The following is a 24,701-nucleotide window of genomic DNA, read 5'->3' as shown; positions in this document are numbered from 1 at the left end:
GGATTAACGCGTAGGCGAGCCGGTATGCCGGATTGCGCAACGGCACCTTACCGGATTGCATGAGCGAATGCGCCAATGCGGCTTCGCACTGCCGCAACCATTCCTCGGCCTTTGCCGGCAAGGATGATCCCGACGCGGTCCCGGCCCGTTCCAGGCTGAAAAGGAGGACTGCCACGATATGTTTGCAGTTGTAGTTCATGGGGCAACTGCAGCCGCCGTCGAACTCGCCGCCGTAACGGACGGCTTGAAGATAGATTGTCTGCACGCGGGTGCGCAGGCCCAGGATCGAAAATCCTTGTGTCGGTGGTTCGATTCCACCCCGGGCCACCAAGAACAGTGTCAAACAACATACCAACCCATGCAGGTTGGCGTTTTTTTTAGGAGAACCTTTCGGCTTGCTAGCGTGTATAGTGGACCTTTGGCAAGCGCTGCCTGGGAAGTCCACCCGCATGAACGAGATTTCCAAATCACCTGGCCTCGCCGTGAATCATGGCAAGGTAAAGCAGAAGATCGAAACCCTTTCGAGGGAAAACGATGCCTTGAAGGCGGCAGTTGCAACGCTACAGCAGCAATTGCGGGCTACAAGAGAGAGCGCAACTGCGCAACTTGACCAGCAACATCAACTGGACCAGTTGCGCGAAGCCAATCAGCACCTGATCCTTGCAACATTTGGCGCCCAGGACTCGAAATCTGCGGCTGAAGCGGTCAACAAGCGACAGACAGTGTTCCTGTCCATGCTGGCGCACGAGCTGCGCAATCCAATGGCATCCATCGCGATCGCCAACTCAGTCCTGGAAAGCCTGAACCTGAATCACCCACGCGTGAGCAAATTGCTTGCCATCACACGGCGCCAGGCCAATCACCTTGTGCGCCTGATAGACGACCTGCTCGACGCATCGCGTATCAGCACTGGAAAAATCTCTCTTCAAACGCGTATGATCCCGCTGAACGAGGTGATTGACAGTGCAATCGAAACGGCTCAGCCGTTCTTCGCGAAACGGGGGCAGGCCGTCCAGATCGACCTGCCGCCTGTGCCATTTATTCTGCTCGGGGATATGGTCCGGCTGTCGCAGCTGTTTTCAAATCTTTTAATCAACGCCAGCAAGTTCTCGGATGCCAACGCTACGGTATGGGTCACGGCATCGGAACAGGGCGATGATGTGCGCGTGGCCGTCAGGGACCACGGCAGGGGTATAGCGCTCGAATATCAACCCGGGATTTTCGACTTGTTTTCGCAAGGCGAGAACGCACTCGAGCATACCCTGTCCGGCGGCTTGGGGATCGGCCTGTCACTTGTCAGAACGATCGCCGAAATGCATGGCGGATCGGTCATGGTGGAAAGTGCCGGTGTTGGGTGCGGGAGCGAATTCGTCGTCATGCTTCCTCTGCCAGGCATCTCGACCAGTCGCTTGCGCTCGAACGGTGATGACGTTCCGGTCACGGCGTGATGCGTGCAGACGATGCGGCATCAGTTCACGAGGCGCGCGAACGCGGCTTCGACAATAATGTGGAAGTTAGAGCAGTACTCACCTCAGCAGAACACATGGCAACAGACGAAGAATTACTGGGCGAGCGGATCGGGCAGGCGCTTTCTGGCCCCCCTGAGGCGTGTGTCGAGGTAAGCCTGGCCTTATTGCAGAGCCTGGCTAAATCCTTGAGCCAACTTATTGGGACTGACGGGATCGATTCAATGCTGTTTCGTATTGCGCGTCGGGTCAGCAACGAATATCCCTGGTTTCCGTTTGGTCCCCGCACCCTCTCCTTGGATCCCGAGTTCGCTGAATTGCGCAGCTGCTTCGATGCGCAGGAGCCTGGCCAAGCGCGCGCTGCCAGCATGCTTTTCTTCGGCACCCTCATCGAGGTCCTGGCATCATTGATCGGCGCGCATCTCACGACCATAATTTTCAAATCCGCACTCGATGGCGGAAACGCCGCCACTAGCAGCAAGGAGCAGAATGATGAATAAGCGGGTAACAATCAGGCGACTTGTCACTGGCATACCTGGGTTTGATGATCTGCTGGGCGGCGGCATCCCGGAATTTTCTTTTAACCTGATTGCAGGAACGCCCGGAAGCGGCAAGACGACGCTGGCACACCAGATGATGTTTGCGCTGGCCACACCGGATTGCCGCGCGCTGTTTTTTACGGTGCTCGGCGAACCACCTTTGAAGATGCTGCGCTACCAGCAGCAATTCGAATTTTTCGATTTCGACAAGCTCGACAACTGCATCAAGTTTGTAAACCTGTCGGCGGACATGATCGACGGCGATTTCGAGCGTGTACTCAAGCGCATTACCGCTGAAGTACAGGAGTTCGAACCGAGTCTTGTATTCGTCGATTCGTTTCGTTCAGTGGTCCATTCGGCACGATCGACCGACCAGGGTGCATCCGACTTGCAACACTTTGTTCAGCAACTGGGAATGCAGATGACCAGTTGGCAGGCGACGACCTTCCTCATCGGCGAATACCTGCAGCCTGAAGCGGAGTCCGGACCCGTATTTACGGTGGCCGATGGGATCATCTGGCTATCGCAATTGGCACAGGGCGACTCCATGGTGCGCAAGATACAGCTTGTGAAGATGCGTGGCGTAGCACAAAAGCTGGGGACGCACACCTTCCGCCTGGACGACAGCGGGGTCCTGGTTTTTCCACGTGCAGTGCTTCAGGCACCCGAAACAGAGCGGCCGAGTTTCACGACCGGGCATCGACTGGCGCTCGGCGTGCCCGAGCTCGACACGATGATGGGGGGAGGCATTCCCGCCGGCTATTCCGTGCTGCTGGTGGGCCCGTCCGGTTCCGGAAAAACGGTCCTGACCACGGAATTCCTCGCTGAAGGCGTACGGCTCGGCGAAAACGGCGTCATCGCAGCATTTGAGAAAAGCCCGAACCAGCTCTTGAGCCACAAACTTGCTCAACTGGTCGAAGGGGGCAGTGTCGGCATCATTAATACACGTACCCTTGACTTGTCGCTCGACGAAATCCTGCACGACCTGGTCGAGATGATCAAAGAGAAAAATGCGACGCGTGTCGTGATCGATTCTTTGTCGGGCTTCGAGCTCGCGCTATCGCCTATCTTCCGAGACAATTTTCGCGAATCTTTATACCGGCTGGTAGCAGTGCTGACCGGGATGGGGGCGACGGTACTCATGACCGCAGAATTGGAAGACCGCTATACGGTGCTGAGGTTCAGTTCATATGGGAACGCGTTTCTTGCCGACGCGATTATCATGCAGCGCTATGTCGAGTTGAGCGGACAGTTCAAGCGCGTCATTTCGGTGGTCAAAGTACGCGGCAGCGAACATAGCAAGGATGTGCGTTTCTTCGACATTGAGGGCGACACTGTCAAGATTGGCGGACGCCTGACTGGATATAGTGGAATTCTGTCGGGCCAGCCGATCCGACGAAAGCGTGCCGAACGGGTCAAAAAGAAGCTGACATTGTCCTGATTTACCGTAGCATCGCTGAGCTGGCAAAACCAGGGCATGCCGCGTCTGTTCCAGGCAGACGCGCACATTGTGAATAGTTCCGATCAGGAAGGTCCCACGCCGCTGGACTGGCGTGCAGCAGTGAAATCTGCAAATAAACTTTCAATGACCTGCATGTCGACGGGCTTGAGAAGGTGCCGATCGAAGCCAGCTTCCTGTGACAGGGCGCGGTCTTGTTCGCCACCCCAGCCGGTCAGTGCGACAAGCGTCATGTTAGCCAGGCTTGGAATTTGGCGTAGTGCCTTTGCGACTTCGTATCCATTCATACCTGGCATACCAATGTCGAGCAACGCGATATCAGGTTGGAAATCACGCGCAAGCTGGACCGCAGCATGTCCATTGTGTACAACTTCCGTGACGTGGCCTGAAACCTGCAACAGCATCGAAAGAATCTCGGCAGCGTCGACATTATCGTCAGCAACCATGATTTTCAGGGGTTTCGCTTCAGGCACCTCTGGTAGCATCTCCTTCAGGGTCAATGGTACGGGCGCGTCATTTACCACTCCCAGCCGGATTGTAAATGTACTTCCTCCACCCTGGCCTGCGCTGGTCGCAGATGCGGTTCCACCGTGTAATTCGACGAGCTGCCGAACGAGCGATAGTCCGATACCCAAGCCGCCCTGGGAACGTTCGAAGTCATGCCCGACCTGGCGAAATAAGCCGAAGATGGCGTCGATCGACTCAGGCGCGATGCCGATGCCGTTATCGGTCACAGAGACAACCACTTCCTCCTCGTCTCGCGTGACATCGAGTGCAATCACACCACCTTCGGGCGTGTATTTCGCGGCGTTGTTGAGCAAGTTGCTGATGACCTGAGAAATTCGTCCAGGATCGACGCAGACATGGATCGCTTCATCAGGAACGGTAACGATCAAGCGGTGCGCCAATGTATTGATAAGTGGCGAGCTGGTCTCAACGGCCATATTCACCAGATCGCCGACGTTCACATATTGCTTTCGCAGCTCGATTTTCCCGTTCGTAATGCGTGCGATATCGAGAAGATCATTTACCAAATGAACCATCTGATTGACCTGGCGATCGAGCATGTCTCGAATCTGGTTGACGGTCGCGACGTTTTCTTCTTGCATGCGCATCAACTGGAGGCCATGGCGGATCGGGGCCAGAGGATTGCGCAGCTCATGTGCCAGGGTGGCGAGGAATTCCGATTTTCGGCGATCCGCCTCGGACAGGTTGGCGGCCAGACACCGGAGTTCCTCCTCGCGGTCCTTGCCGGCAGTGATATCGGCTACCGTGCCGATGATGCGAAGAGGCTCGCCGTCCAGGCTCGACTGACGGTTGCCGAAAAATGCCACCCAGCGTAATTCGCCGTCGGTTCGCTTGATGCGACATTCGAAATGGAGATGCGCCCCGGTTTCGATCGTCGTGGCAATGGCATGACCGAAATCGGCAATGTGGTCCGGGTGGATGAAATCGGTGAGAAAGCGCCGTGCGCTGACGGGGGGCGCGTCCGGTGAAATGCCAAATATTTCATAGGGCCGTGCGTTTTCCCATACGACATGATCGGTAACGGGATACCACAGCCATAAACCAAGCTTGGCGGACTCGGTCGCGAGTCGAACACGTTCTTCATTATCATGACGGACAGCCTGGGCCGTCTTGAGATCGTCAATATCTGAATGAACGCCCACCCACTCGATGATATTGTCATCGGCAGCCCTGATGGGAACGGCACGTATGCTCATGTGGCGGAACTGGCCATCTGCCCGACGCAAACGGTGTTCAATTTCGTACATGGCGCCCGAGGCAATTCCGCTATGCCACAACGTGGCCGTTCTCTCCCTGTCATCGGGATGCACCGAGTCCAGCCACCCGAGGTCTGTCATCGATTCGAACAGTTGACCCGTGAACGCAGTCCAGCCTGGCTGCTCGACGTCGAATTTCCCTGTTCCTGAAGTGTTCCACACGATAGCCGCGGTTGCTGTGACAAGCGAACGAAAGCGCTCTTCGCTAACGCGCACCTTTTCATTTGCAAAACGGGCTTCAGTGATATCGCGTGATGTCGAAAGAATCTTCGTCACCTCGCCGGTGTGTCCAACAATGGGAGAAACGGTAACATCCCACCAACGCGGAGACCCTTTTGCAGTCGGACACGCGAGGCTCAAATGGTAGTGGCGCCCACCTCTTGCCGCAGCCACGGCTGCATTAATGGCATTCCTGTTTTCCTCTGTCCACAAGGTTGCCCAACTCACGCCCTTGATTGTCAGGAAGTCGTCAATCTCCATTGCGCACTGACCATTGCGATTCATTGCAAGAATATGGCCATGCGCATCCAGCAACTTGACGCAATCCGGGCTGCCTTCGAAGACCCCTCTGCCCAGTTCGGCGAGTTCGAACGTGATGCTGCCGGAGCGGGGATCGACAACAATGTCAGGAATGCTAGAAATGATGGCTCCTTCGGTTACTCGCGGGCGGCTATGGCGAATTCTCAATCCAGACTACTCGGACCATCGCTCACATCTACGCTGAAAGATGATTATTGTTAAGAAAAATTGAGGCGTGTCCCCGTAAGTATACATCATCAGCACAAAGAAAAATTTCCCAGGGGAACGAACTACTGGGACAATTGTGTCCTCACGTTGCCAATGTCGCAGGTGTCTGCTGGATCGCTCCCGCCAAGTACTTGACCGGAAAATAAATGTGAATTTTGGCAAACAGAACCGGATGCGGTGCAAGGCGGCGAGTGCTCCGCAGTGCGAGCACTGCGAGCCCCGTCGGTACACCATGCCAATGCGTGTATTCCTTGCCAAGGCGGCGTGTTGCGACGAAAAAATCCCAGTACAGCACGTTGAACGGACAGGCACGCTCGCGAATGCGGCTTTTTTATCGTAATGACAACCTTTGCAATAATCGCTCATCCGGTCGATGTAGGCGGCACTGTGTGCCGACCTGGCTCCGGTACACTCAACTCCCAATCCGATTAACAGGAGCGTTACATCATGATGAGCAGTCTTCCGAACCAGTTTCACGCATTGGTGATAGGAGCCTCGGGTACAATCGGAGCGGCCTTTGTCGACTTGCTCAGCAGTTCGCCGCGCTGCGCATCCGTGCGTGGCCTGCACCGCCACTCGACGCCCTGCCTCGACTTCACTGACGAAAATAGCATCGCTCAGGCAGCCCAGGCCCTCGGTAGCGACCGTTACCACCTGATCATCAATGCCGCAGGCGTGCTGCACAGCGACGCCTTCATGCCGGAGAAACGCCTGGCTGACCTGACTTACATGCAAATGCAGGCAACGTTTCAGGCGAATACCTTCGGTCCGGCGATGGTGATGCGCCATTTCGTCGCACTGCTGGACAGCGAGCGCGCCATCATGGCCATGTTGTCGGCAAAGGTGGGCAGCATCGGCGACAACCGGCTGGGCGGCTGGTACAGCTATCGCGCGTCCAAGGCCGCTCTCAACATGATGGTCAAAACAGCCGCAATCGAAGTCGCACGCAGCCAGAAAAACAGTGTGCTCGTTGCACTGCACCCGGGGACTGTCAGCTCACGCCTGTCGCAACCATTTCGGGGCGAAACCATCGGGCGCCCCGCACGTGACGCCGCCATCGACATGCTGGACGTTATCGATGCGCTGATGCCTGCCGACAGCGGCTCATTCCGGTCCTACAACGGCAGCGAATTGCCTTGGTAATTTTTCCGCCAATACAAGGCGGCCATCCAGCAGGAATGACCGCCTTGCGCATCACGGCTGTACAATTATTGCCATGAAAATGCGCAAGAAATCCGAGCTTCCATCCAAGAAATGCGCGCACTGCTCGCTTCCTTTTACCTGGCGCAAAAAGTGGGAACGCGACTGGGACCAGGTGAAATACTGCTCGGAACGCTGCCGCCGCGCCTCCAAGCCGGCAGTAGCAGAATGCCGAAATAACAAGTACTGAAACATCCTTTTGTAGTTCGTTCGATTCCGCCCTGGGCCAATAACGAACAGTGTTCACTGGACGCCAACCATCACAGGTTGAGGCCATCTCCGGTTCACCCTGCGACAGCTTCTGCTTGACCTTCCTACGATGGCAAGGTGTACGGTGAGAGCATATCGAGCACAATGAACAGGGATCACAGCGTGAATATCTCAAGCAAACAGCTATCCGGTGCCGGCATGCCGGTCATGAGCCTGCCGATCGAGGGCATGAGCTGCGCGTCCTGCGTCGGGCGGGTCGAAGCGGCGCTTCGGAAAGTAGAGGGCGTCGGCAGCGTCACGGTCAACCTCGCTACAGAACGGGCCGACGTCCGGGCCAGCGGCGACGGTGCGGTCGATCGCGCAGCCCTGGTCGAGGCAATCGTGAAGGCCGGTTACGATGTTCCTGCGCAGACCGTCGAGCTCTCTGTCGAGGGCATGACCTGCGCGTCCTGCGTCGGACGGGTCGAGCGTGCGCTCCAGGGCGTACCCGGCGTGGTCCAGGCCACGGTCAACCTGGCAACCGAACGCGCGACCGTGCGCGGCGTGGCTGCGCTTGACGCGCTGCTGGCGGCGATCGACAAGGCCGGCTATGAAGCCCGGCTGCTCGACGCTGTTGCAGGTCCCCTCGACGATGACGCCGCGCTCAGGAAGGAGGCGGAGCGGCTGGCGCTCAAGCGCGATGTGTTGCTCGCAACGGCGCTGGCCCTGCCGGTCTTCATCCTTGAAATGGGCGCTCACCTGGTGCCGGCCATGCACCACTGGGTCATTGAACACATCGGACAAGGACGGAGCTGGACGCTCCAGTTCGTACTGACCACGCTGGTGCTGATGGTTCCTGGCCGTCGCTTCTACACCACGGGTTTTCCGGCACTGCTGCGGCTCGCGCCGGACATGAATTCGCTCGTCGCGGTGGGCACGCTGGCAGCGTACGGGTACTCGGTCGTCGCCACCTTCTCCCCTGCCCTGCTGCCGTCCGGCACGGTCAACGTCTATTACGAGGCGGCCGCCGTCATCGTTGCGCTGATCCTGCTCGGACGGTTCCTGGAAGCCCAGGCAAAAGGCCGTACCTCACAAGCCATTGGGAGACTGGTGGGCCTGCAGGCAAAGGTGGCCCACGTGGTGCAGGGCGGACGCACAAGCGATATTCCGATCGGCGATGTCGCCGCCGGCGACCTGGTCGAGGTGCGGCCGGGCGAGCGCATCCCGGTCGACGGCGCGGTGCTCGAGGGGGACAGCTGGGTCGATGAATCCATGATCAGCGGAGAACCTGTACCGGTCAGGAAAACACAGGGCAGCGCGGTGGTCGGCGGGACCGTCAACCAGAAGGGCGCCCTTACCCTGCGCGCCACGGCCGTCGGCGGACATACCGTGCTCGCGCAGATCATCCGCCTGGTCGAGCAGGCGCAGGGCGCCAAGCTGCCGATCCAGGCGGTCGTCGACAAGATCACCATGTGGTTCGTTCCGGCGGTAATGCTTGCCGCGCTCATCACCTTCCTCGTCTGGCTTGCAGTCAAGCCCTCGCCGGCGCTGAGCTTTGCCCTGGTCAATGCCGTGGCGGTACTGATTATCGCCTGTCCCTGTGCGATGGGACTGGCGACGCCCACTTCCATCATGGTCGGGACCGGACGCGGTGCGGAGCTGGGCGTGCTGTTTCGCAAGGGCGAAGCCCTGCAGCTCCTGAAGGACGCCAGGGTCGTGGCAGTGGACAAGACCGGTACGCTGACCGAGGGACGGCCGGCGCTGACCGACCTCGATGTGGCTGCCGGATTCGAACGCACGCGCGTATTGGCAATGATTGCAGCGGCGGAATCGCGCTCCGAGCATCCGATTGCCCGCGCAATCGTCGAGGCCGCGCAGCGGGAGGGTATCGATCTGCCTGCGATCACCGGATTCGACTCCGTGACCGGCATGGGTGTGCGCGCCATGGTGGACGGCGCACGTGTGGAAGTGGGGGCTGACCGGTACATGCGCTCGCTTGGCCTGGATGTCGATCGTTTCAAGCATACGGCCGAGAAGCTGGGCCGGGAAGGCAAGTCCCCGCTGTATGCCGCGATCGATGGGCGCCTGGCCGCCATCGTTGCCGTGGCCGATCCGATCAAGGCGGCAACGCCGGCCGCCATCGCTGCCCTCCACCAGCTTGGCTTGAAGGTGGCAATGATTACCGGCGATAACGAGCGCACTGCAAGGGCAATCGCGGCCAGCCTCGGTATCGACGAGGTCATCGCCGAGGTGCTGCCCGAGGGGAAAGTAAAGACGATCAGGCGGCTCCGGGCCGAATATGGTTCCGTTGCGTTTGTTGGCGACGGCATCAATGACGCGCCGGCGCTGGCCGAGGCCGACGTTGGCCTGGCGATCGGCACCGGTACCGATGTCGCGATGGAAGCGGCGGACGTCGTGCTGATGTCGGGCAGCCTGCAGGGCGTCCCGAATGCGATCGCGCTATCGAAGGCCACCATCGGCAACATCCGGCAAAACCTGTTCTGGGCCTTCGCCTACAACGCCGCGCTCATTCCGGTCGCCGCGGGCGTGCTCTATCCGGCCTACGGCCTGCTGTTGTCGCCGGTTTTCGCTGCCGGCGCGATGGCATTGTCCAGCGTATTCGTGCTGGGTAACGCACTGCGCCTGCGCAGCTTTGCCCCCCCTTGCGTCACGCATGAAGCAGGAGGCCGGACATGAACATTGGTGAAGCATCGAAAGCGTCGGGCGTCTCGGCGAAGATGATTCGCTACTACGAGGAGATCGCACTCATTCCGCCCGCGGCGCGCAACACATCAGGCTACCGGACCTATGCCAGCAACGACGTGCATCGCTTGCGCTTCATCCGGCGCGCGCGCGACCTTGGCTTCTCAGTGGCGGAAATCGGTGAACTGCTCGGCTTGTGGAACGACCGGTCGCGCCAGAGCGCCGACGTGAAACGCCTGGCCCAGGCCCATATCGTGGAACTGCAGGACAGAATCCGGCATCTTCGCGAGATGGCGGACACCCTGCAGGAGCTGATCGGTTGTTGCGCCGGCGACGAACGGCCGGACTGTCCCATCCTGGCAACGCTGGGAGATCCTGCGGAAGACCCACGCCATCGCGAGGACAGAGAATTCGCGAAGAAAGCTTGATCTCGCGCAATCCAAAAGCTCGCCTACGAAACTGGGAATCCTGACCTACACTCCAATGACGATATCCGCATTAGCCACCATGGCAGCGATGCCGGGGGAAGCGTCATGAGACCGCGATTCGTATTGCTTTGCGCTGCCACTGGCGCAGCGTCCGTCCTCCTTGCCGTGCAGTCCACGCAGGCCCAGCGCGAGGCCAAGGCCGAACCCAGGCCCACCGCATTCGACCCGCTGTTTGCCGCAGGCAGCACGTGCTCACCGGCGCGGACGGGACGCCCATCCCTGCTCGACAACCTGGTGCTGGCGCAGGCGGAAACCCGGCCATTCCAGCCGGGCCAGCAAGTGTCCGGCACGGCGCCGCCGGCCAAGGCCGGGCCACCTCCACTGTATGACGACCTTGGCACCCTGCACGTGCCGATCACGACCAGGAATCCCAAGGCGCAGACCTTCTTCGACCAGGGTATGCGGCTGACCTTTGCGTTCAACCATGCCGAAGCGGCGCGCGCGTTCCGCGCCGCGCAGGCACTCGATGCGAGCTGCGCCATGTGCTACTGGGGCGAAGCCCTGGTGTTGGGCCCCAACATCAATGCGCCGATGTTCCCCGAGGCGGTCGCGCCGGCCGTCCAGGCCGCTGCCAGCGCAATGCGCCTTGCGAAGGGCGCCACGCCGGCCGAGCAGGCCCTGATCCGGGCCGTCTCCCGCCGCTACAGCGCCGCCCCGGGCGCCGAGCGGGCCGCGCTGGACAAGGCCTATGCCGACGCCATGACCGAGGCGGCGCATGCCCACCCCAACAACGACACCATCCAGGTGCTGTTCGCCGAAGCGCTGATGGACCTGGCGCCCTGGGATTACTGGGCCGCCGCCGGCACCCAGCCGAAGAACCGAACGCTTGAAGCGGTCGACGCACTCGAGCGCGTCCTCGAGCGCAACCCCAGTCATCCCGGCGCCGCGCACTATTACATCCACACGATGGAAGCCTCGGCCCAGCCCGACAAGGCCCTGCCCGCCGCGCGCGTGCTGGCGCGCCAGATCCCCGGGGCCGGGCATATCGTGCACATGCCTTCCCACATTTATTACCGGCTCGGCATGTACCGGGAAGCGCTGCAGTCGAATGTGGAAGCAGTCGCCATCGACGAAAAGTATTTCTCCGCGTCTCCCAGCGATCCCGTCTACCGCGGCGCCTACTACCCGCACAACATCCACTTCGTGATGGTGTCCGCGCTGATGGGCGGGGATGGCAAGACGACCCTGGATGCCGCAGGCAAGCTCGACAAGGCGGTCGGCGCCGATGTCGTCAAGGCCATCGGCGCGCTGCAACCGGTCAAGTCGGCGCCCTACTTCGCCCACGTCCAGTTCAGCAGTCCGGACGTGCTCGTGTCACTGCCCGACCCCGGCTCCGACTTCGTGCTGGTCAAGGCGATGTGGCACTACGCGCGCGCCATCGGCTACGTCCGCAAGGGCGCCCTTGATAGCGCGAACCGCGAGGTGGCCGCCATCGACCGCATCGAGCGCAGCGCCGACTTCAAGCCGCTCACCGACTGGGCCATACCGGGGCGCGAGATCGTCCAGACCGCAGAAGCGGTGGCGCGCGGCCGCGTCGCCGACCTGCAGGGCAAGCTGCCGGAGGCGATTGCCGCCTACCGCGAAGCCGTGGCGATCCAGGATGCCCTCCCCTACATGGAACCGCCCTACTGGTATTACCCGGTACGCCAGTCTCTCGGCGTGGCGCTGCTGCGCGCCGGCCAGCTCGACAAGGCCGAGCAGGTCTTCCGCACCTCGCTGGCGCGCACCCCGAGCAACGGCTGGGCGCTACGCGGGCTGATGGAGGTGTACCGCGTCCGTGGCGATACCGCCGCGCTGGCGGCCGCCCGGCAGCGCTTTGCGAAAACCTGGCTGGGCAAGCCGGATGGACCGGCCTTGTCGTCGCTCTAGCCCGCGATGCAAGCTGGCTTGCTGTTTTTTCGTACCGGTTGTGGCTTCCTAACGGACGCAGCCATTGCGCCGGCTGCGGTAGGCTGCAAGCTTAAGCACACTGTGTGCTGGGAGGATCGATCATGCACCACATCCGTCGCGGCGCCGGCAGGCCTTTGCTCCTGATTCACGGCCTCGGCGGCCATTGGCAGAGCTGGAATCCCATTCTGGACAGTCTCGCGGCGAGCCGCGAAGTCATCGCCGTAGACCTGCCCGGCTTTGGCCAGACGCCCAGGCTGGCTGGCGAGACCTCAATCCGCACGCTTGCGAACGAGGTCGCCAACTTCCTCCATGTTCATGGAGTGACCGGCATCGATGCAGTCGGCAGTTCGATGGGCGCGCGGCTGGTGCTGGAGCTGGCGCGCCGCGGTGGGATCGTGGGCGGTGTGGTATCGCTCAATCCAGGCGGTTTCTGGCGGGGGTGGGAGCGTCATGCGTTTTTCAGCTCGATCTACCTGTCGATCCGGCTGCTGCGGCTGCTGCGCCCGGTATTGCCGGCTGTCTGCGCCAGCCCGCTTGGTCGCGCCTTGTTGCTTGCACAATTTTCCGCCCGGCCGACCAAGCTGGCACCGGAGGTCGTGAGCGATGAATTGTGCAGCTATGTCGCGTCACACGCTTTCGACGAACTTCTGGCCCAGCTCGCCTACGGAGAAGAACAGCAAGGGGCAGCGCGCAACACCATCGCGCATCCGCTCGTCATTGGCTGGGGAAAACGTGACCGGGTCTGCTTCCCACGTCAGGCCGCGCGCGCGCTAGCCTTGTTCCCGGATGCGCAGCTGCACTGGTTCGATCGTTGCGGCCATTTTCCGCACTGGGATGCCCCTGCACAGACCGTGCAATTGATTCTGAGCGCCCTTGGCGGTGAGCGCGGCAAGGTTGCCGACGCTCTCTCGCACGCGGACGACAGGCCCGATCGCGCATTTTCTCCAGGCCTGCACTTGCCGCACTCCACGGACCCGGCCTGGTAGCCTGTTCATAGCGCCGTGGTTTAAACAAAAACGCCAACCCATGCAGGTTGGCGTTTTTTGCGTTGAAGGACACGGTTGTCGGGAGCAGCGCTCCGTTACGCGAGGTCGAAACGGTCGAGGTTCATCACCTTCGTCCAGGCGGCGCCGAAATCCTCGACAAACTTGTTCCCCGCGTCGGCGGCAGCATACACCTCGGATACGGCGCGCAACTGGGCGTTCGAGCCAAAGATCAGGTCGACACGCGAAGCCGTCCACTTTTCTTCGCCCGTCTTGCGGTCACGCCCTGTGAACTGATCCCGAGCGTTCGATGCGCTCTGCCACTGTGTGCCCATGTCGAGCAGATTGACGAAATAGTCGTTGCTCAAGGTGCCAGGCCGGTCGGTCAGGACGTCCTCTGGCGTCTGGCCGGCATGTACGCCCAGCATCCGCAGGCCGCCGATCAGTACCGTCATCTCCGGGGCCGTCAAGGTCAGCAGTTGGGCCCTGTCGATCAGCAGTGCCTCTGCCGGCACACTGTAGCGCGTCTTCTGGTAATTCCGGAAGCCGTCCGCGATCGGTTCGAGCGGGATAAACGCCAGCTCGTCGGTCTGCTCCTGCGAGGCATCCATGCGCCCGGGAGCGAAAGGGAGCTCGAGTTCGTGCCCGGCATTCCTGGCCGCTTGCTCGACACCGGCGTTACCGGCCAGCACGATCAAGTCGGCGATCGACACTTTCTTGCCACCGGACTGAGCCGCATTGAATTCGTGAGAAATCCGTTCCAGCACCTCGAGCACCCTGGCCAACTGGGCCGGCTGATTGACGGCCCAATCCTTTTGCGGCGCCAGGCGAATGCGCGCGCCGTTGGCACCGCCGCGCTTGTCGGAGCCGCGGAAGGTGGATGCCGACGCCCACGCCGTCGACACCAGCTCGGGCACCGTCAAGCCCGAGGCCAGCACCTTGCTCTTCAGAGCGGCGATATCCTGCGCATCGACGAGCGCATGGTCGACTGCGGGAACCGGGTCTTGCCAAATAAATACCTCGGCCGGCACCTCGGGCCCGAGATAGCGCGCACGCGGCCCCATGTCACGATGGGTCAGCTTGAACCAGGCCCGCGCGAAGGCATCGGCCAGCTGCTCGGGGTTTTCCAGGAAGCGCCGCGAAATTTTTTCGTATTCAGGGTCGACGCGAAGCGCAATATCCGTCGTCAGCATCGTCGGACGATGCCGCCGGGACGGATCGTGTGCATCCGGGATCAGTCCATCGCCACCTTTGGCCACCCATTGTTGCGCACCGGCGGGACTTTTCGTGAGTTCCCATTCAAATCCGAACAGATTCTCGAGGTAATTATTGCTCCACTGCGTAGGCGTGGTCGTCCAGGTCACTTCCAGGCCGCTGGTGATGGTGTCGCGGCCCTTGCCGGTACCGAAGCTGTTGTGCCAGCCAAAACCCTGGGCCTCGATACCCGCTGCCTCCGGCTCTTCGGCAACGTGCTCGGTTGGGCCCGCGCCGTGGGTTTTACCAAAACTGTGCCCGCCGGCAATCAGCGCCACCGTCTCCTCATCGTTCATCGCCATGCGTGAGAATGTTTCGCGAATGTCGATCGCGGCGGCAAGGGGATCGGGCTTGCCGTCCGGGCCTTCAGGATTGACGTAGATCAAGCCCATTTGGACGGCAGCCAATGGATTCTCGAGGTCACGCGAGTGAGGCACTTCGCTGTCATCGTCCTTCGAGATCACGCCGTGCCCTTCGACGCCGGGCGAACCTTGCGAATAGCGGATGTCGCCGCCGAGCCACTTGGTCTCGCGGCCCCAATACACATCATGGTCCGGCTCCCACACATCCGGACGGCCACCCCCGAAGCCCAGGGTCTTGAACCCCATGCTTTCCAGAGCAACATTACCCGTCAAGATAAGTAAATCGGCCCACGAAATCTTCTCACCATATTTTTGCTTGATCGGCCACAGAAGACGGCGGGCCTTGTCCAGGCTCACATTATCGGGCCAGCTGTTGAGCGGCGCGAAACGCTGCTGGCCGCGACCGGCGCCACCGCGCCCATCGCCGATGCGGTAGGTACCGGCACTGTGCCACGCCATGCGCACGAACAGGCCTCCATAGTGCCCGAAGTCCGCAGGCCACCACTCCTGCGAATCGGTCATCAAGGCAGTGAGATCCTGTTTTACGGCTGCCAGATCGAGGCTTTTGAATGCCTCAGCGTAATCGAAATCTGGTCCCATTGGATTCGATTTGGACGAATGCTGATGGAGCAGATCCAGGCGTAATTGCTGCGGCCACCAGTCACGGTTCGTTGTTCCGACGCCTGCAGCCGCACTAAACGGGCACTTCCCTTCGTTTTGTACTGTATCCATAGCGAGCTCCTGTTATAGTAAAAATTAGCGGATTGCTCGGCAGATTATAAAACTTTAGCTTCAGTGTGCGATTGACAATCCTTATCGCTGCAATAGCGTTACCGTGCAGGGATATATGCAATGACGTCGATAATGAATATCAATTGCCACCAATTAAAATGCGCGCTGCATGCATTTCGCCAGCCAAGAAAATAATTCAATTTATTTCGGCGTTCTATTGTTCGTACACCAGGATCGCGGCGGCCAGGTCTTCCAGCGCGGTACCGACCGACTTGAAGACGCTGCGTACCTGCTCCCCTTCCCGCCTGCCGGCCTGCGTGCGGCATAACGATTCCAGTGTGCCGGCGACATCCTGCGGGGCAAATACCCCGCGCGACATCGGGCCCAGCAGGTCGCCCGATTTTTGCAAGGCCTCCAGGGTGTCGACATACAAGCGGCTGCCGGCAAAACAGGCATCGTCCGCTTCGCGCATGGTTGGCGTAAATCCACCGATCAGGTCGAGATGGCTCCCCGCCGCAAGCCACTGCCCGTAAATGATTGGTTCTGTCGCCAGCGTCGCGCAGGACACCACGTCGGCCAGGCCGACAGCGTGCGCGAGGTCGGCGCTGGCCACCACGCTGCATCCTGTCAGGCTGAGCTGACCAGCCAGGCGGCGCGCTGCCTCATGGTTGCGGCTCCATACCGTGATGTCCTCGATCGGCAGCACTGCCCGGTACGCCTCTGGAATCAGGCTGGCAACGCGCCCGGAACCGGCGACGACAAGGCGCCGTGCGTCGCCCCGCGCCAGATAGCGCGCCGCCAGCGCAGACGAGGCAGCGGTGCGGCGCGATGTGATCTCGTTGCCATCCATCTGGGCCAGGGGCTCTCCGGTCGCGGCGCTGTACAGGATATAGGTGGAAAACAAGCCCGGCAGACCAACTGCGGCGTTGCCGGGAAAGATGTTGACGGTCTTGATACCCATGTAATTGCCATGCCACGCCGGCATGATGAGCACGGTGCCTTCTGCGCCCTTGGCGTCGCCGACCGTGTGGACATGACGCGGCGGCACCTGGCAGCCACTGACGAACATGCGTGCGATCGCGTCGATCAAGGCGTCAAACGGCAGCGCCTGCCGGGTGCTGGCGCGATCGAACATCTTCATGGCTGTCTTATCGCCCCAGCGGTTTGGTGCTGACATCCATGATCATGCGCGTCAACAAATACAGGCGCGGGGCGATGCTGTTCAGTTCCGCGTACTCTTCCTCGGAATGAATCGCGCCGCCGACGATGCCGAACCCATCGAGCGCAGCCGCGCCGACACCGCTGGCGAAATTGGCGTCGGCGGCGCCGCCCGATCCTTCCATCGTGAGCTTGAGACCGAGTTCGCCATAGATGGCTTGCGCACGCGCGGCCAGCGCCTCGGTGCGCGGCGTGACCGGCATCGGCGCCATGCCGCGCACCAGGCTGCTCTTGACCTCGGTACCGGGAATCGATGTCGTGCCCGCCATGCGCGCCATTTCCTTCTCCACCCGATCAAACTCGCTCAGGTCAGTGGCGCGCATATCTCCGCGCACGGTGGCCACGTTGGGAATCACGTTCGCACGCTCGCCCGACTTGATGACGGTGAAATTGACGGTGGTGAGCTTGGCGCTGTCGCCCAATTTGGCCATCTGCAGCATTTGGTGCGCCGCTTCCATCGCCGCGTTGCGGCCGGCCTCGGGCGCCACGCCGGCGTGCGAGGACTTGCCTTTGACGTCAATGAGCAGGTCAGCCGTTCCTTTACGCCAGACCACCAGGCCATCGGCGGCACGCCCCGACTCCATGCTCAGCGTGACGTCGTGCTGTTTTGCCAGCGACTCGATCAGGGGAAAGGTCCCTTTTGAGAACGTCTCCTCATTCGTGTTGACGAGCAAGGTAATCTGTTTGAAATCGGTGAATTTCATCTGCTGCAGCAGTTTGATGGCGAACAGCGCCGTGACAATGCCGCCCTTGTCGTCGACCACGCCCGGGCCGTAGGCACGCTCGCCCTGGATGCGAAACGGCCGCGCCGCAGCCGTACCGTCGGCGAAGACCGTATCCATGTGGGCCATCAGCAGGATGTTTGCTTTACCCTTCCCCTGCAGGGTGGCTACCAGGTTTTTCCCGGCGGCAGGCGCGGCCGACGAAAACTCCACACGCATGCCCAGTTTTTTCGCTTCGTCAGCGACCATGGCGCCGACCAGGTCCAGGCCTTTTTCGCTGCCGGTTCCGGAATCGATGTTGACCAGGTTTTCCAACAGCTTGAGCACCTCGGGCTTGGCCTGCGTCGCCCGGTCGAGCAGGTCCTTGTTGAGTGGCCCTGCAGCCAGCGCCGGACCGTTCAACATCAGCGCGGCGGCAATCGCCAGGCTGCATTTCTTCATCGTGTAGAGAGCGGAAATAGCCATGTCGATCCTTTAAGAATTATCAGAATAATATCGCCTGCGCTGAGGTTAGCACGATCTTTACCCGGCAAAACCGAAAAGTTAGGGCTGCTGCGGACTGGCACACCATTCCCACTGCTGGAACAGCATTTCACAATGTGGATCAGACCGTGAACAACAAAGGGAAGGCCGTTCCATTTTCCGAAAATTGATTCCACATCATGAAAAACTATTTGCAAGCCTTTGTTTATTCTTACAATTATCTAAGTCATATGTCTTATATAAGACATGACGAAGCCAGATAGATCGCGTATGATTTGTACAGGTCGTTGCGCTTTGTGTGGCCGCCTCGCCGTTCGGGCCAAGGCGGCCCCAGCTTTGAAACGGTATGATTTTTTATTTGCTTATTCCCGGGAGATTTACATGTCACAGTATCAAGACGATATCCAAGCCATCGCTGCACTCAAGGACAAGGAAGGCAGTGCCTGGAACGCCATCAACCCTGAGTCCGCTGCACGCATGCGTGCTCAGAACCGCTTCAAAACGGGTCTCGATATCGCCAAATATACGGCGAAGATCATGCGTGACGACATGGCGAACTACGACGCCGATTCGTCGAAATACACCCAGTCGCTCGGTTGCTGGCATGGATTCATCGGTCAGCAGAAGATGATTTCGATCAAGAAGCATTTCAACAGCACCGATCGCCGCTACCTCTACCTGTCCGGCTGGATGATCGCCGCCCTGCGTTCGGAGTTCGGCCCCCTGCCTGACCAGTCCATGCACGAGAAGACAGCCGTTGCCGACCTGATCCGCGAGCTGTACACCTTCCTGCGTCAAGCCGATGCGCGCGAACTGGGCGGTTTGTTCCGCCAGCTGGACGCGGCCGACGGCGCCGCCAAGGCAGCGATCCAGGAAAAGATCGACAATCACATTACCCACGTCGTGCCTATCATCGCGGACATCGATGCAGGTTTCGGCAATGCTGAAGCCACCTACCTGATGGCCAAGCAGATGATCGAGGCGGGCGCTTGCTGCATCCAGATCGAGAACCAGGTGTCCGATGAAAAGCAGTGCGGCCACCAGGACGGCAAAGTCACGGTTCCGCATGAAGACTTCCTCGCCAAAATTCGTGCTATCCGTTACGCGTTCCTCGAGCTCGGCGTGGATGACGGCCTGATCGTTGCACGTACCGACTCGCTGGGCGCCGGCCTGACCAAACAGATCGCCGTCACCCGCGAGCCAGGCGACCTGGGCGATCAGTACAACTCCTTCCTGGACGTGGAAGAAGTGTCGCTGGACGCGATGGGCAATGGCGATGTCGTCCTCAAGCGCGACGGCAAGCTGCTGCGTCCAAAGCGTTTGGCGAGCAACTTGTTCCAGTTCCGCCCAGACACGGGCGAAGCGCGTTGCGTGTTGGATTCCATCACGTCGCTGCAAAACGGCGCCGACCTGCTGTGGATCGAAACCGAAAAGCCGCATATTGCCCAAATCGGCGGCATGGTGCGCGAGATCCGCAAGGTCATTCCGAATGCAAAATTGGTGTACAACAACAGTCCATCGTTCAACTGGACCCTGAACTTCCGCCAGCAGATCTTCGACCAGATGAAGAGCGAAGGCAAAGATGTGTCGGCCTACGATCGCACGCAACTGATGAGCATCGACTACGACGCCACCGAACTTGCGATCGCCGCAGATGAAAAAATCCGCACCTTCCAGGCCGACGCGGCGCGCGAAGCCGGTATTTTCCATCATCTCATCACGCTGCCGACTTACCATACGGCGGCACTGTCGACGGATAACCTGGCCAAGGAATACTTCGGCGACCAGGGCATGCTGGGCTATGTCGCGGGCGTTCAACGCAAGGAAATCCGTCAGGGTATCGCTTGCGTCAAGCACCAGAACATGTCGGGTTCGGACATCGGCGACGATCACAAGGAATACTTCAGTGGCGACGCCGCCCTGAAAGCATCCGGCAAGCACAACACGATGAACCAGTTCTAAGACCTGGAATCGGCCGTCATTGGAAACAACAACGCCACCTTCGGGTGGCGTTGTTGTTTCCGCTGCAACCGGCAGGCGGGATTTACTCCCTGACCGCTTTCACCCCTCCGCGCATTCGCCCTGTTGCTCGAGCGCTGACACCGCCACGGGCGCGGCAAGCCCGAAGCGCGGCGCGCTACGGCCCGTCTTGAGAAAATACAGCGGCCGCTTCTTGCTTTCGTCGAACATACGCGCCAGGTATTCGCCGATGATGCCAATGCTGAGCAGTTGTATGCCGCCGAGGAACAGGACGATCACGATGAGGGATGGATAGCCGGGGACGGGATTGCCATACAAGAGGGTGCGCACGGCGAAATAGGCACCGTAGGTGAAGGCGCCCAGGGCGCTTGCCAGGCCGACGTAGGTGGCCACCTTCAGCGGGCCGCCGGTAAACGAGGTGATGCCTTCGAGCGCGAAATTCCACAGCTTCCAGTAATTCCATTTGGTGGTGCCGGCGAAGCGCCCCGCGCGCCGGTACGGCACGGCCTTTTGCGGATAGCCGATCCAGGCAAACAGGCCCTTCATGAAGCGGTGCTGCTCGCGCAGCTGTTTGATCGCGTCGACCGCACGCCTGCTCAGCAGACGAAAATCACCGGTGTCTTCCGGGATCGCGACCCGGCTCATCTTCTGTATCAGGCGGTAAAACAGGAATGCCGTCGCCCGCTTGACCACACCTTCGCCATCGCGCTGCGTGCGCTTGGCATACACCACATCGTAGCCGTCCAGCCAGTGGCTGACCAGTTCGGGGATCAGTTCCGGCGGGTCCTGCAGGTCGGCGTCGATGACGATGACGGCGTCGCTGTCGGCATGGTCGAGGCCAGCGGTGAGAGCGATCTCCTTGCCGAAATTGCGGCTCAGATCGACCAGTTGCACGCGCGCTCCCTGCGCATCGAGCGCGTGGATGACATCGATCGTTCCATCGCTACTGCCGTCGTTGACGTAGATGATCTCGCTGTTCATGTCGAGCGTGGCGAGTACCGCGCACACGCGCCGGTGGAATTCGGGCAGGACTTCCTGTTCGTTATAGACCGGCACAACGACCGACAGCGATCGCCTGGTGTCATGGCTCCTCAGTGTTTCCCGAATCGCATCCCGAATCATGCCGTGTCCTTTCCGTGAGAAAACGTCCGCCGCGCCCTGAAAATCCGCTGTGCGCCGACGAAATTGCACGCTACCACCGTGCCGATCGCCACCAGCTGAACCGCCAGGTAGTTCAGTCCGAGCCACTCCACGCCAAGCGCCATGACGACTCCGTTGACGCAGCAACCGGCTACGCTGACCAGAACGAATCCCGGCAGCGCCTGGCTATGCGGGGCCGTGCTGTGAAAAGTCCAGGCGCGGTGCAACAGGTAATTTTCGGCGACCACCAGCAGGAATGCAGAGCAGCTTGCCGGAATGACTGGCCAGTGCAGCAAGTCCACCATGCTCCAGAGCAGTGTGAAATAGACCAGGCTACCGGCCAGGCCCACCAGCGCGAACCTGGCCAGCGCGGCGTTCATCGCTATGCCGCGCTGGCAATGTAGTACTGCGTCCATAACAGGCCGGCACCGACCGTTCCGCGCAGCTGGCGCTCCAGCCATTGCTCCAGCCGCAAAGCGGTCGCGCCGCCAAACTCGGCAAGCAGCGGCAGGTACATGCCCGACTGATGCTGCTCGCGCAGCGCGAATCCGGCGCCCCGCAGCTGACGCTGCACCCTGCGCGCCGTCATCAGATTGATATGGCCGGTTTCAAGCACCGGCTCCTTGTAGATGCGCCGCACCAGCTCGATGACGCCGGGAAGAAACGCGATCCTGGCGGTCTGTTCAAGCGGACTGTAGCGCTGTGGGGTCGACAGCACCAGCACGCCATCCGGCCGCAGCAGGCGGCGCATGCCGCGCAGCGCCGCGGCCGAATCGGCGATGTGTTCGACCACCTCGGTGCAGAGGATGAGGTCGAAGCTCGCCGGCGGCAGCGCCGAGTCGCAGATGTTATCGCGTGCCAGTTGCAAGTTGGGCAGGCTGTGCCGCAAAGGCGCAGCGTGCTTCAGGAAGGCAGTTTCGATGTCGGTAGCCACCACTTCGTCGAACAGGCGCGCCAGCACCGGCAGGTAGATGCAGGACCCGGGGCCGACCTCCAGGGCACGCGCAGGCTTGGCCGGCGCATGACGGCGCAAGGCGTCGACGATCCAGTCGCGCCTGGTGCAGTGCAGCCAGCGACGGGTCGGATTGCTCGATCGGTACAGCGTTTCCTGCAGCGCGACCAGTTCAGTGTCGGAAGCCATGGCTTCTCCTAGTGACCCGACCTGCTCAGCAGGGCCGGCTGGCGCGGGACGGTACGCAACAGCACGGAATACCGCTTGTCGCGGAAGGCTTCCTTGAAACTGCCGCCGGCCAGCAGCAACTGCCGGATCGGCGCGTCCTTGTCGAGGATGGCGAAGTCGATCGCGAGCCGGTCGAATTTTTCTTTCCAGTCGGCCGTGCCGAAGTACATATCGTTGTAATCCTTGAAGAATTTGTCGCCATATACATCGACACGGCCGTCAATGAAAATCTTGCGCTCCGGCCCGAGCCGATAGATCAGATAGCCTCCGTCGCCGTAGACGTTGAACATATTTCCCTGAATCGCATTGGCGATCACATAGTCCGCCGCCGCGGCCGGCAGCCGTTCAGCCTGCTTTGCCGCCTTGGCACGCAGCAGCGGCTCGTAGAGCGACAGCCCAATGACGATGGCAAGCAGCATGATCCAATTGAGTATTCCTTCCGCCGCCTGGCCCAGTTGCTTGCCGCTCCCGGCCGCGCTGGCGTGCCTGCGCCCGAGCCTGGAGCCGTGCCACCTGGCGGCGCAGGCTGCCGTACTGCCGCGCGCGAGCGCGAGTGCGATGAAAGGCAGGACAGTCAGTACCGCAAGCGGAATGTGCCGGACCGAGACGAACCCGTTGAACAGGAAAAATCCCGGAATCAAGAGTTCGGTGATATCGGCCCGGGGCCTTGCGTAGATGTACGAAAGAAAGAACAAGCCGCACAGCAGCAAATAGATCCTGGGACTGATGTCGTGAAAATTCGGACTCTGCCATTCCTGGATCGCCCCGTTCGCCTCCATCCCGAGGACCTGGAACGGATACAACCAGTGCCCGACGAATTCGGGATTCACCAGGCTGGCAAGCAGGGTGGCGACGGCAATCAGGGTCAGTTCAACCAGGCGTTTCTTCTGCGCGGGCAGGCGCCCTGTGCCGGACCAGTCATTGAGCCATTCGGCGCCGGTGAACAGGAAAGTGAGCGCGATTCCGATCACGTAGCCGCCGTGGGCGTTCACCCACACCACCATCAGCAGCGGGAGCACGAACAGGGGGCGCCGGGCGTTGTCATATTTGTAGTGCAGAAGGATCGACAGGAACAGGGCAAACAACAGATACGTCACCAGTTGCGGGCGCGGCGCCCAGCCGCTGGCAAACACGAAGCCGCCGCACATGACGAGGACGAATGCGACGAATGGCGATTGTCCCATCCGCCGCGTCAGGGCAAACGTCACGCCGAGCGTGGCCACGATGAACAGCGCCGCCAGCAGTTTGACGCCGAACGCCCCCCAGCTTGCAAACGCTGCGAACAACACCACCTCGAACAGCCACTCGTGCAGTACCCAGGGCTGGCCGGCGTGCGTAAAGGAAAAGATGTCGCCTGCGGGCAGCGCGCGATGGGTGACGATGTATTCGCCCGCTTTCAAGTGCCAGAAGTAGTCTGGATCAGTCAGCGGCAGGACCAGGCTCAGCACCACGAACAGCGCCGCGAACACCAGCCTGGTCTTCGTGAGCAGTGCGGCAGCGTTGATTAACATTGGAAGTTCCGGGAGGAAAGTAACAAAGAGCAATGTACGTGGGGTGAGGTATTAAATAGTTGAAGTTACGCAACACTTCAGGACTCCTGCCGTCGGGGGCGGGAAGTAGAGAAAAAAACGCGCTTGATAGATGGTTTTTGCTCATGCAGATCAAGTACTATCCGGCCACCCACACACGCCTACCCATACAGCAGGAATGAACCTCCACCCTCCCCGCGCCAGCAATGCATCACCGCGCCGCTCCAGCAGCGCCCTGCGCGCAGCCTGCGCCATCGGCCTCTTCGCTGGCGGCCTGCTATCGACCGACCTGCGCGCCGCGCCGCTATTGCGCTGCCAGGTCGAAGGAAGCGGCACCACCCGGACCCTGGAGTTCAGTCCGGTCACCGATCCCTACAGCGTCGCCCCGATCGATATCAACGACCACTTCCGCTTCAAGGCTGTTGTCGTGGGCACGGCCACGCGTGTCGAGTACATCAAGCTGTATGTCTACGTCACCACCAAACGCGAGCCGATGCTGATTCACGCAACGAACTACCTGGCCCCTGAAGTCAGCCACGACACGCGGCCCGCCGCGCTCACCGGAATCAACCATGTGTACGCGCCCCGGCTGGAGCGCGAACTCCAGTATGGCTGCGCCCTGCTGGAGGCGAGGTCATGACCAGCCGTTTTGC

General features: G+C 60.6%; 19 protein-coding genes and 2 pseudogenes. 11 read left to right on the top strand and 10 right to left on the bottom strand.

The features are described 5' to 3' along the window. Positions 1-163 precede the first annotated feature (163 nt). Positions 164-451: pseudogene (locus ACHAC9_RS15085) on the bottom strand (SWIM zinc finger family protein); the annotation flags it as partial. On the opposite strand from ACHAC9_RS15085, the gene ACHAC9_RS15080 reads away from it, so the two are divergent. Genes ACHAC9_RS15080 through ACHAC9_RS15070 form a run of 3 tightly spaced genes read left to right on the top strand, consistent with a single transcriptional unit; the run spans position 450 to position 3,446 of the window. Next, positions 450-1,448 (top strand): sensor histidine kinase, encoded by a 999-nt coding sequence (locus ACHAC9_RS15080; RefSeq protein WP_435760840.1) that lies wholly within the window; start codon positions 450-452, stop codon positions 1,446-1,448. The pseudogene ACHAC9_RS15085 and the gene ACHAC9_RS15080 sit on opposite strands and share 2 nt — an antisense overlap. Next, complete coding sequence (locus tag ACHAC9_RS15075; RefSeq protein ID WP_435760839.1) at positions 1,445-1,966, top strand: hypothetical protein; 522 nt, start codon at positions 1,445-1,447, stop codon at positions 1,964-1,966. Before ACHAC9_RS15080 ends, ACHAC9_RS15075 begins: the two co-directional genes overlap by 4 nt. After that, on the top strand, positions 1,956-3,446 hold the full coding sequence (locus ACHAC9_RS15070) for an ATPase domain-containing protein (RefSeq protein ID WP_435760837.1): 1,491 nt from the start codon (positions 1,956-1,958) through the stop codon (positions 3,444-3,446). Before ACHAC9_RS15075 ends, ACHAC9_RS15070 begins: the two co-directional genes overlap by 11 nt. Before the next feature lie 83 nt (positions 3,447-3,529). Here the strand turns inward: ACHAC9_RS15070 and ACHAC9_RS15065 are convergent, their stop codons facing one another. Beyond that, positions 3,530-5,935: a PAS domain-containing protein gene (locus ACHAC9_RS15065; RefSeq protein ID WP_435760836.1), complete on the bottom strand. Its 2,406-nt coding sequence runs from the start codon at positions 5,933-5,935 to the stop codon at positions 3,530-3,532. A gap of 279 nt (positions 5,936-6,214) precedes the next feature. Beyond that, positions 6,215-6,382: pseudogene (locus ACHAC9_RS15060) on the bottom strand (cryptochrome/photolyase family protein); the annotation flags it as partial. Between the two features lie 63 nt (positions 6,383-6,445). On the opposite strand from ACHAC9_RS15060, the gene ACHAC9_RS15055 reads away from it, so the two are divergent. The 6 genes from ACHAC9_RS15055 (at position 6,446) to ACHAC9_RS15030 (ending at position 13,451) form a co-directional block, all read left to right on the top strand. Further along, complete coding sequence (locus ACHAC9_RS15055; protein WP_435760835.1) at positions 6,446-7,138, top strand: SDR family NAD(P)-dependent oxidoreductase; 693 nt, start codon at positions 6,446-6,448, stop codon at positions 7,136-7,138. Positions 7,139-7,211: 73 nt separating this feature from the next. Continuing rightward, on the top strand, positions 7,212-7,385 hold the full coding sequence (locus ACHAC9_RS15050) for a DUF2256 domain-containing protein (protein ID WP_435760834.1): 174 nt from the start codon (positions 7,212-7,214) through the stop codon (positions 7,383-7,385). 218 nt (positions 7,386-7,603) lie between these two features. Beyond that, positions 7,604-10,081: a heavy metal translocating P-type ATPase gene (locus ACHAC9_RS15045; protein WP_435760894.1), complete on the top strand. Its 2,478-nt coding sequence runs from the start codon at positions 7,604-7,606 to the stop codon at positions 10,079-10,081. Continuing rightward, positions 10,078-10,515, top strand: a complete 438-nt coding sequence (gene cueR, locus ACHAC9_RS15040; RefSeq protein ID WP_435760833.1) for a Cu(I)-responsive transcriptional regulator — start codon at positions 10,078-10,080, stop codon at positions 10,513-10,515. The genes ACHAC9_RS15045 and cueR overlap by 4 nt, the downstream gene beginning before the upstream one ends. Positions 10,516-10,620: 105 nt before the next feature. Further along, entirely contained in the window at positions 10,621-12,444 is a 1,824-nt protein-coding gene (locus ACHAC9_RS15035) for a hypothetical protein (RefSeq protein ID WP_435760832.1), read from the top strand. Positions 12,445-12,566: 122 nt separating this feature from the next. Then, positions 12,567-13,451: an alpha/beta fold hydrolase gene (locus tag ACHAC9_RS15030; protein ID WP_435760831.1), complete on the top strand. Its 885-nt coding sequence runs from the start codon at positions 12,567-12,569 to the stop codon at positions 13,449-13,451. Positions 13,452-13,546: 95 nt separating this feature from the next. Here ACHAC9_RS15030 and katG read toward each other — a convergent pair whose 3' ends face one another. From katG to ACHAC9_RS15015, 3 genes are all read right to left on the bottom strand, one after another. Then, positions 13,547-15,796, bottom strand: a complete 2,250-nt coding sequence (gene katG / locus ACHAC9_RS15025) for a catalase/peroxidase HPI (protein WP_435760830.1) — start codon at positions 15,794-15,796, stop codon at positions 13,547-13,549. Positions 15,797-16,010: 214 nt separating this feature from the next. Continuing rightward, positions 16,011-16,937: an ornithine cyclodeaminase family protein gene (locus ACHAC9_RS15020; protein WP_435760828.1), complete on the bottom strand. Its 927-nt coding sequence runs from the start codon at positions 16,935-16,937 to the stop codon at positions 16,011-16,013. Between the two features lie 7 nt (positions 16,938-16,944). After that, positions 16,945-18,177, bottom strand: coding sequence for a glutamate carboxypeptidase (locus ACHAC9_RS15015; protein ID WP_435760893.1), 1,233 nt, complete (start codon positions 18,175-18,177; stop codon positions 16,945-16,947). A 423-nt stretch (positions 18,178-18,600) separates the two neighbouring features. On the opposite strand from ACHAC9_RS15015, the gene ACHAC9_RS15010 reads away from it, so the two are divergent. Beyond that, complete coding sequence (locus ACHAC9_RS15010) at positions 18,601-20,181, top strand: isocitrate lyase (protein ID WP_435760827.1); 1,581 nt, start codon at positions 18,601-18,603, stop codon at positions 20,179-20,181. A 99-nt stretch (positions 20,182-20,280) separates the two neighbouring features. On the opposite strand, the gene ACHAC9_RS15005 is transcribed toward ACHAC9_RS15010, so the two are convergent. The 4 genes from ACHAC9_RS15005 to ACHAC9_RS14990 are packed head-to-tail and all read right to left on the bottom strand — an operon-like array spanning position 20,281 to position 24,030. Then, positions 20,281-21,321 (bottom strand): glycosyltransferase family 2 protein, encoded by a 1,041-nt coding sequence (locus tag ACHAC9_RS15005; RefSeq protein ID WP_435760826.1) that lies wholly within the window; start codon positions 21,319-21,321, stop codon positions 20,281-20,283. After that, on the bottom strand, positions 21,318-21,719 hold the full coding sequence (locus ACHAC9_RS15000; RefSeq protein WP_435760825.1) for a GtrA family protein: 402 nt from the start codon (positions 21,717-21,719) through the stop codon (positions 21,318-21,320). The genes ACHAC9_RS15005 and ACHAC9_RS15000 overlap by 4 nt, the downstream gene beginning before the upstream one ends. 2 nt (positions 21,720-21,721) lie before the next feature. After that, positions 21,722-22,480, bottom strand: a complete 759-nt coding sequence (locus ACHAC9_RS14995) for a class I SAM-dependent methyltransferase (RefSeq protein WP_435760823.1) — start codon at positions 22,478-22,480, stop codon at positions 21,722-21,724. 8 nt (positions 22,481-22,488) lie between these two features. Then, entirely contained in the window at positions 22,489-24,030 is a 1,542-nt protein-coding gene (locus ACHAC9_RS14990) for a hypothetical protein (protein WP_435760822.1), read from the bottom strand. A gap of 196 nt (positions 24,031-24,226) precedes the next feature. Here ACHAC9_RS14990 and ACHAC9_RS14985 point away from each other — a divergent pair, with 196 nt between their 5' ends. Then, a complete protein-coding gene (locus ACHAC9_RS14985) occupies positions 24,227-24,688 on the top strand; it encodes a hypothetical protein (RefSeq protein WP_435760821.1) in 462 nt (153 codons plus the stop codon). The last annotated feature ends 13 nt before the right edge of the window (positions 24,689-24,701 follow it).

The organism is Massilia sp. CMS3.1, from assembly GCF_051262535.1.
Lineage (GTDB): Bacteria > Pseudomonadota > Gammaproteobacteria > Burkholderiales > Burkholderiaceae_D > Telluria.
Note: the sequence above shows the minus strand (reverse complement) of the source record. Positions and strands in the feature narration are given on the sequence as shown.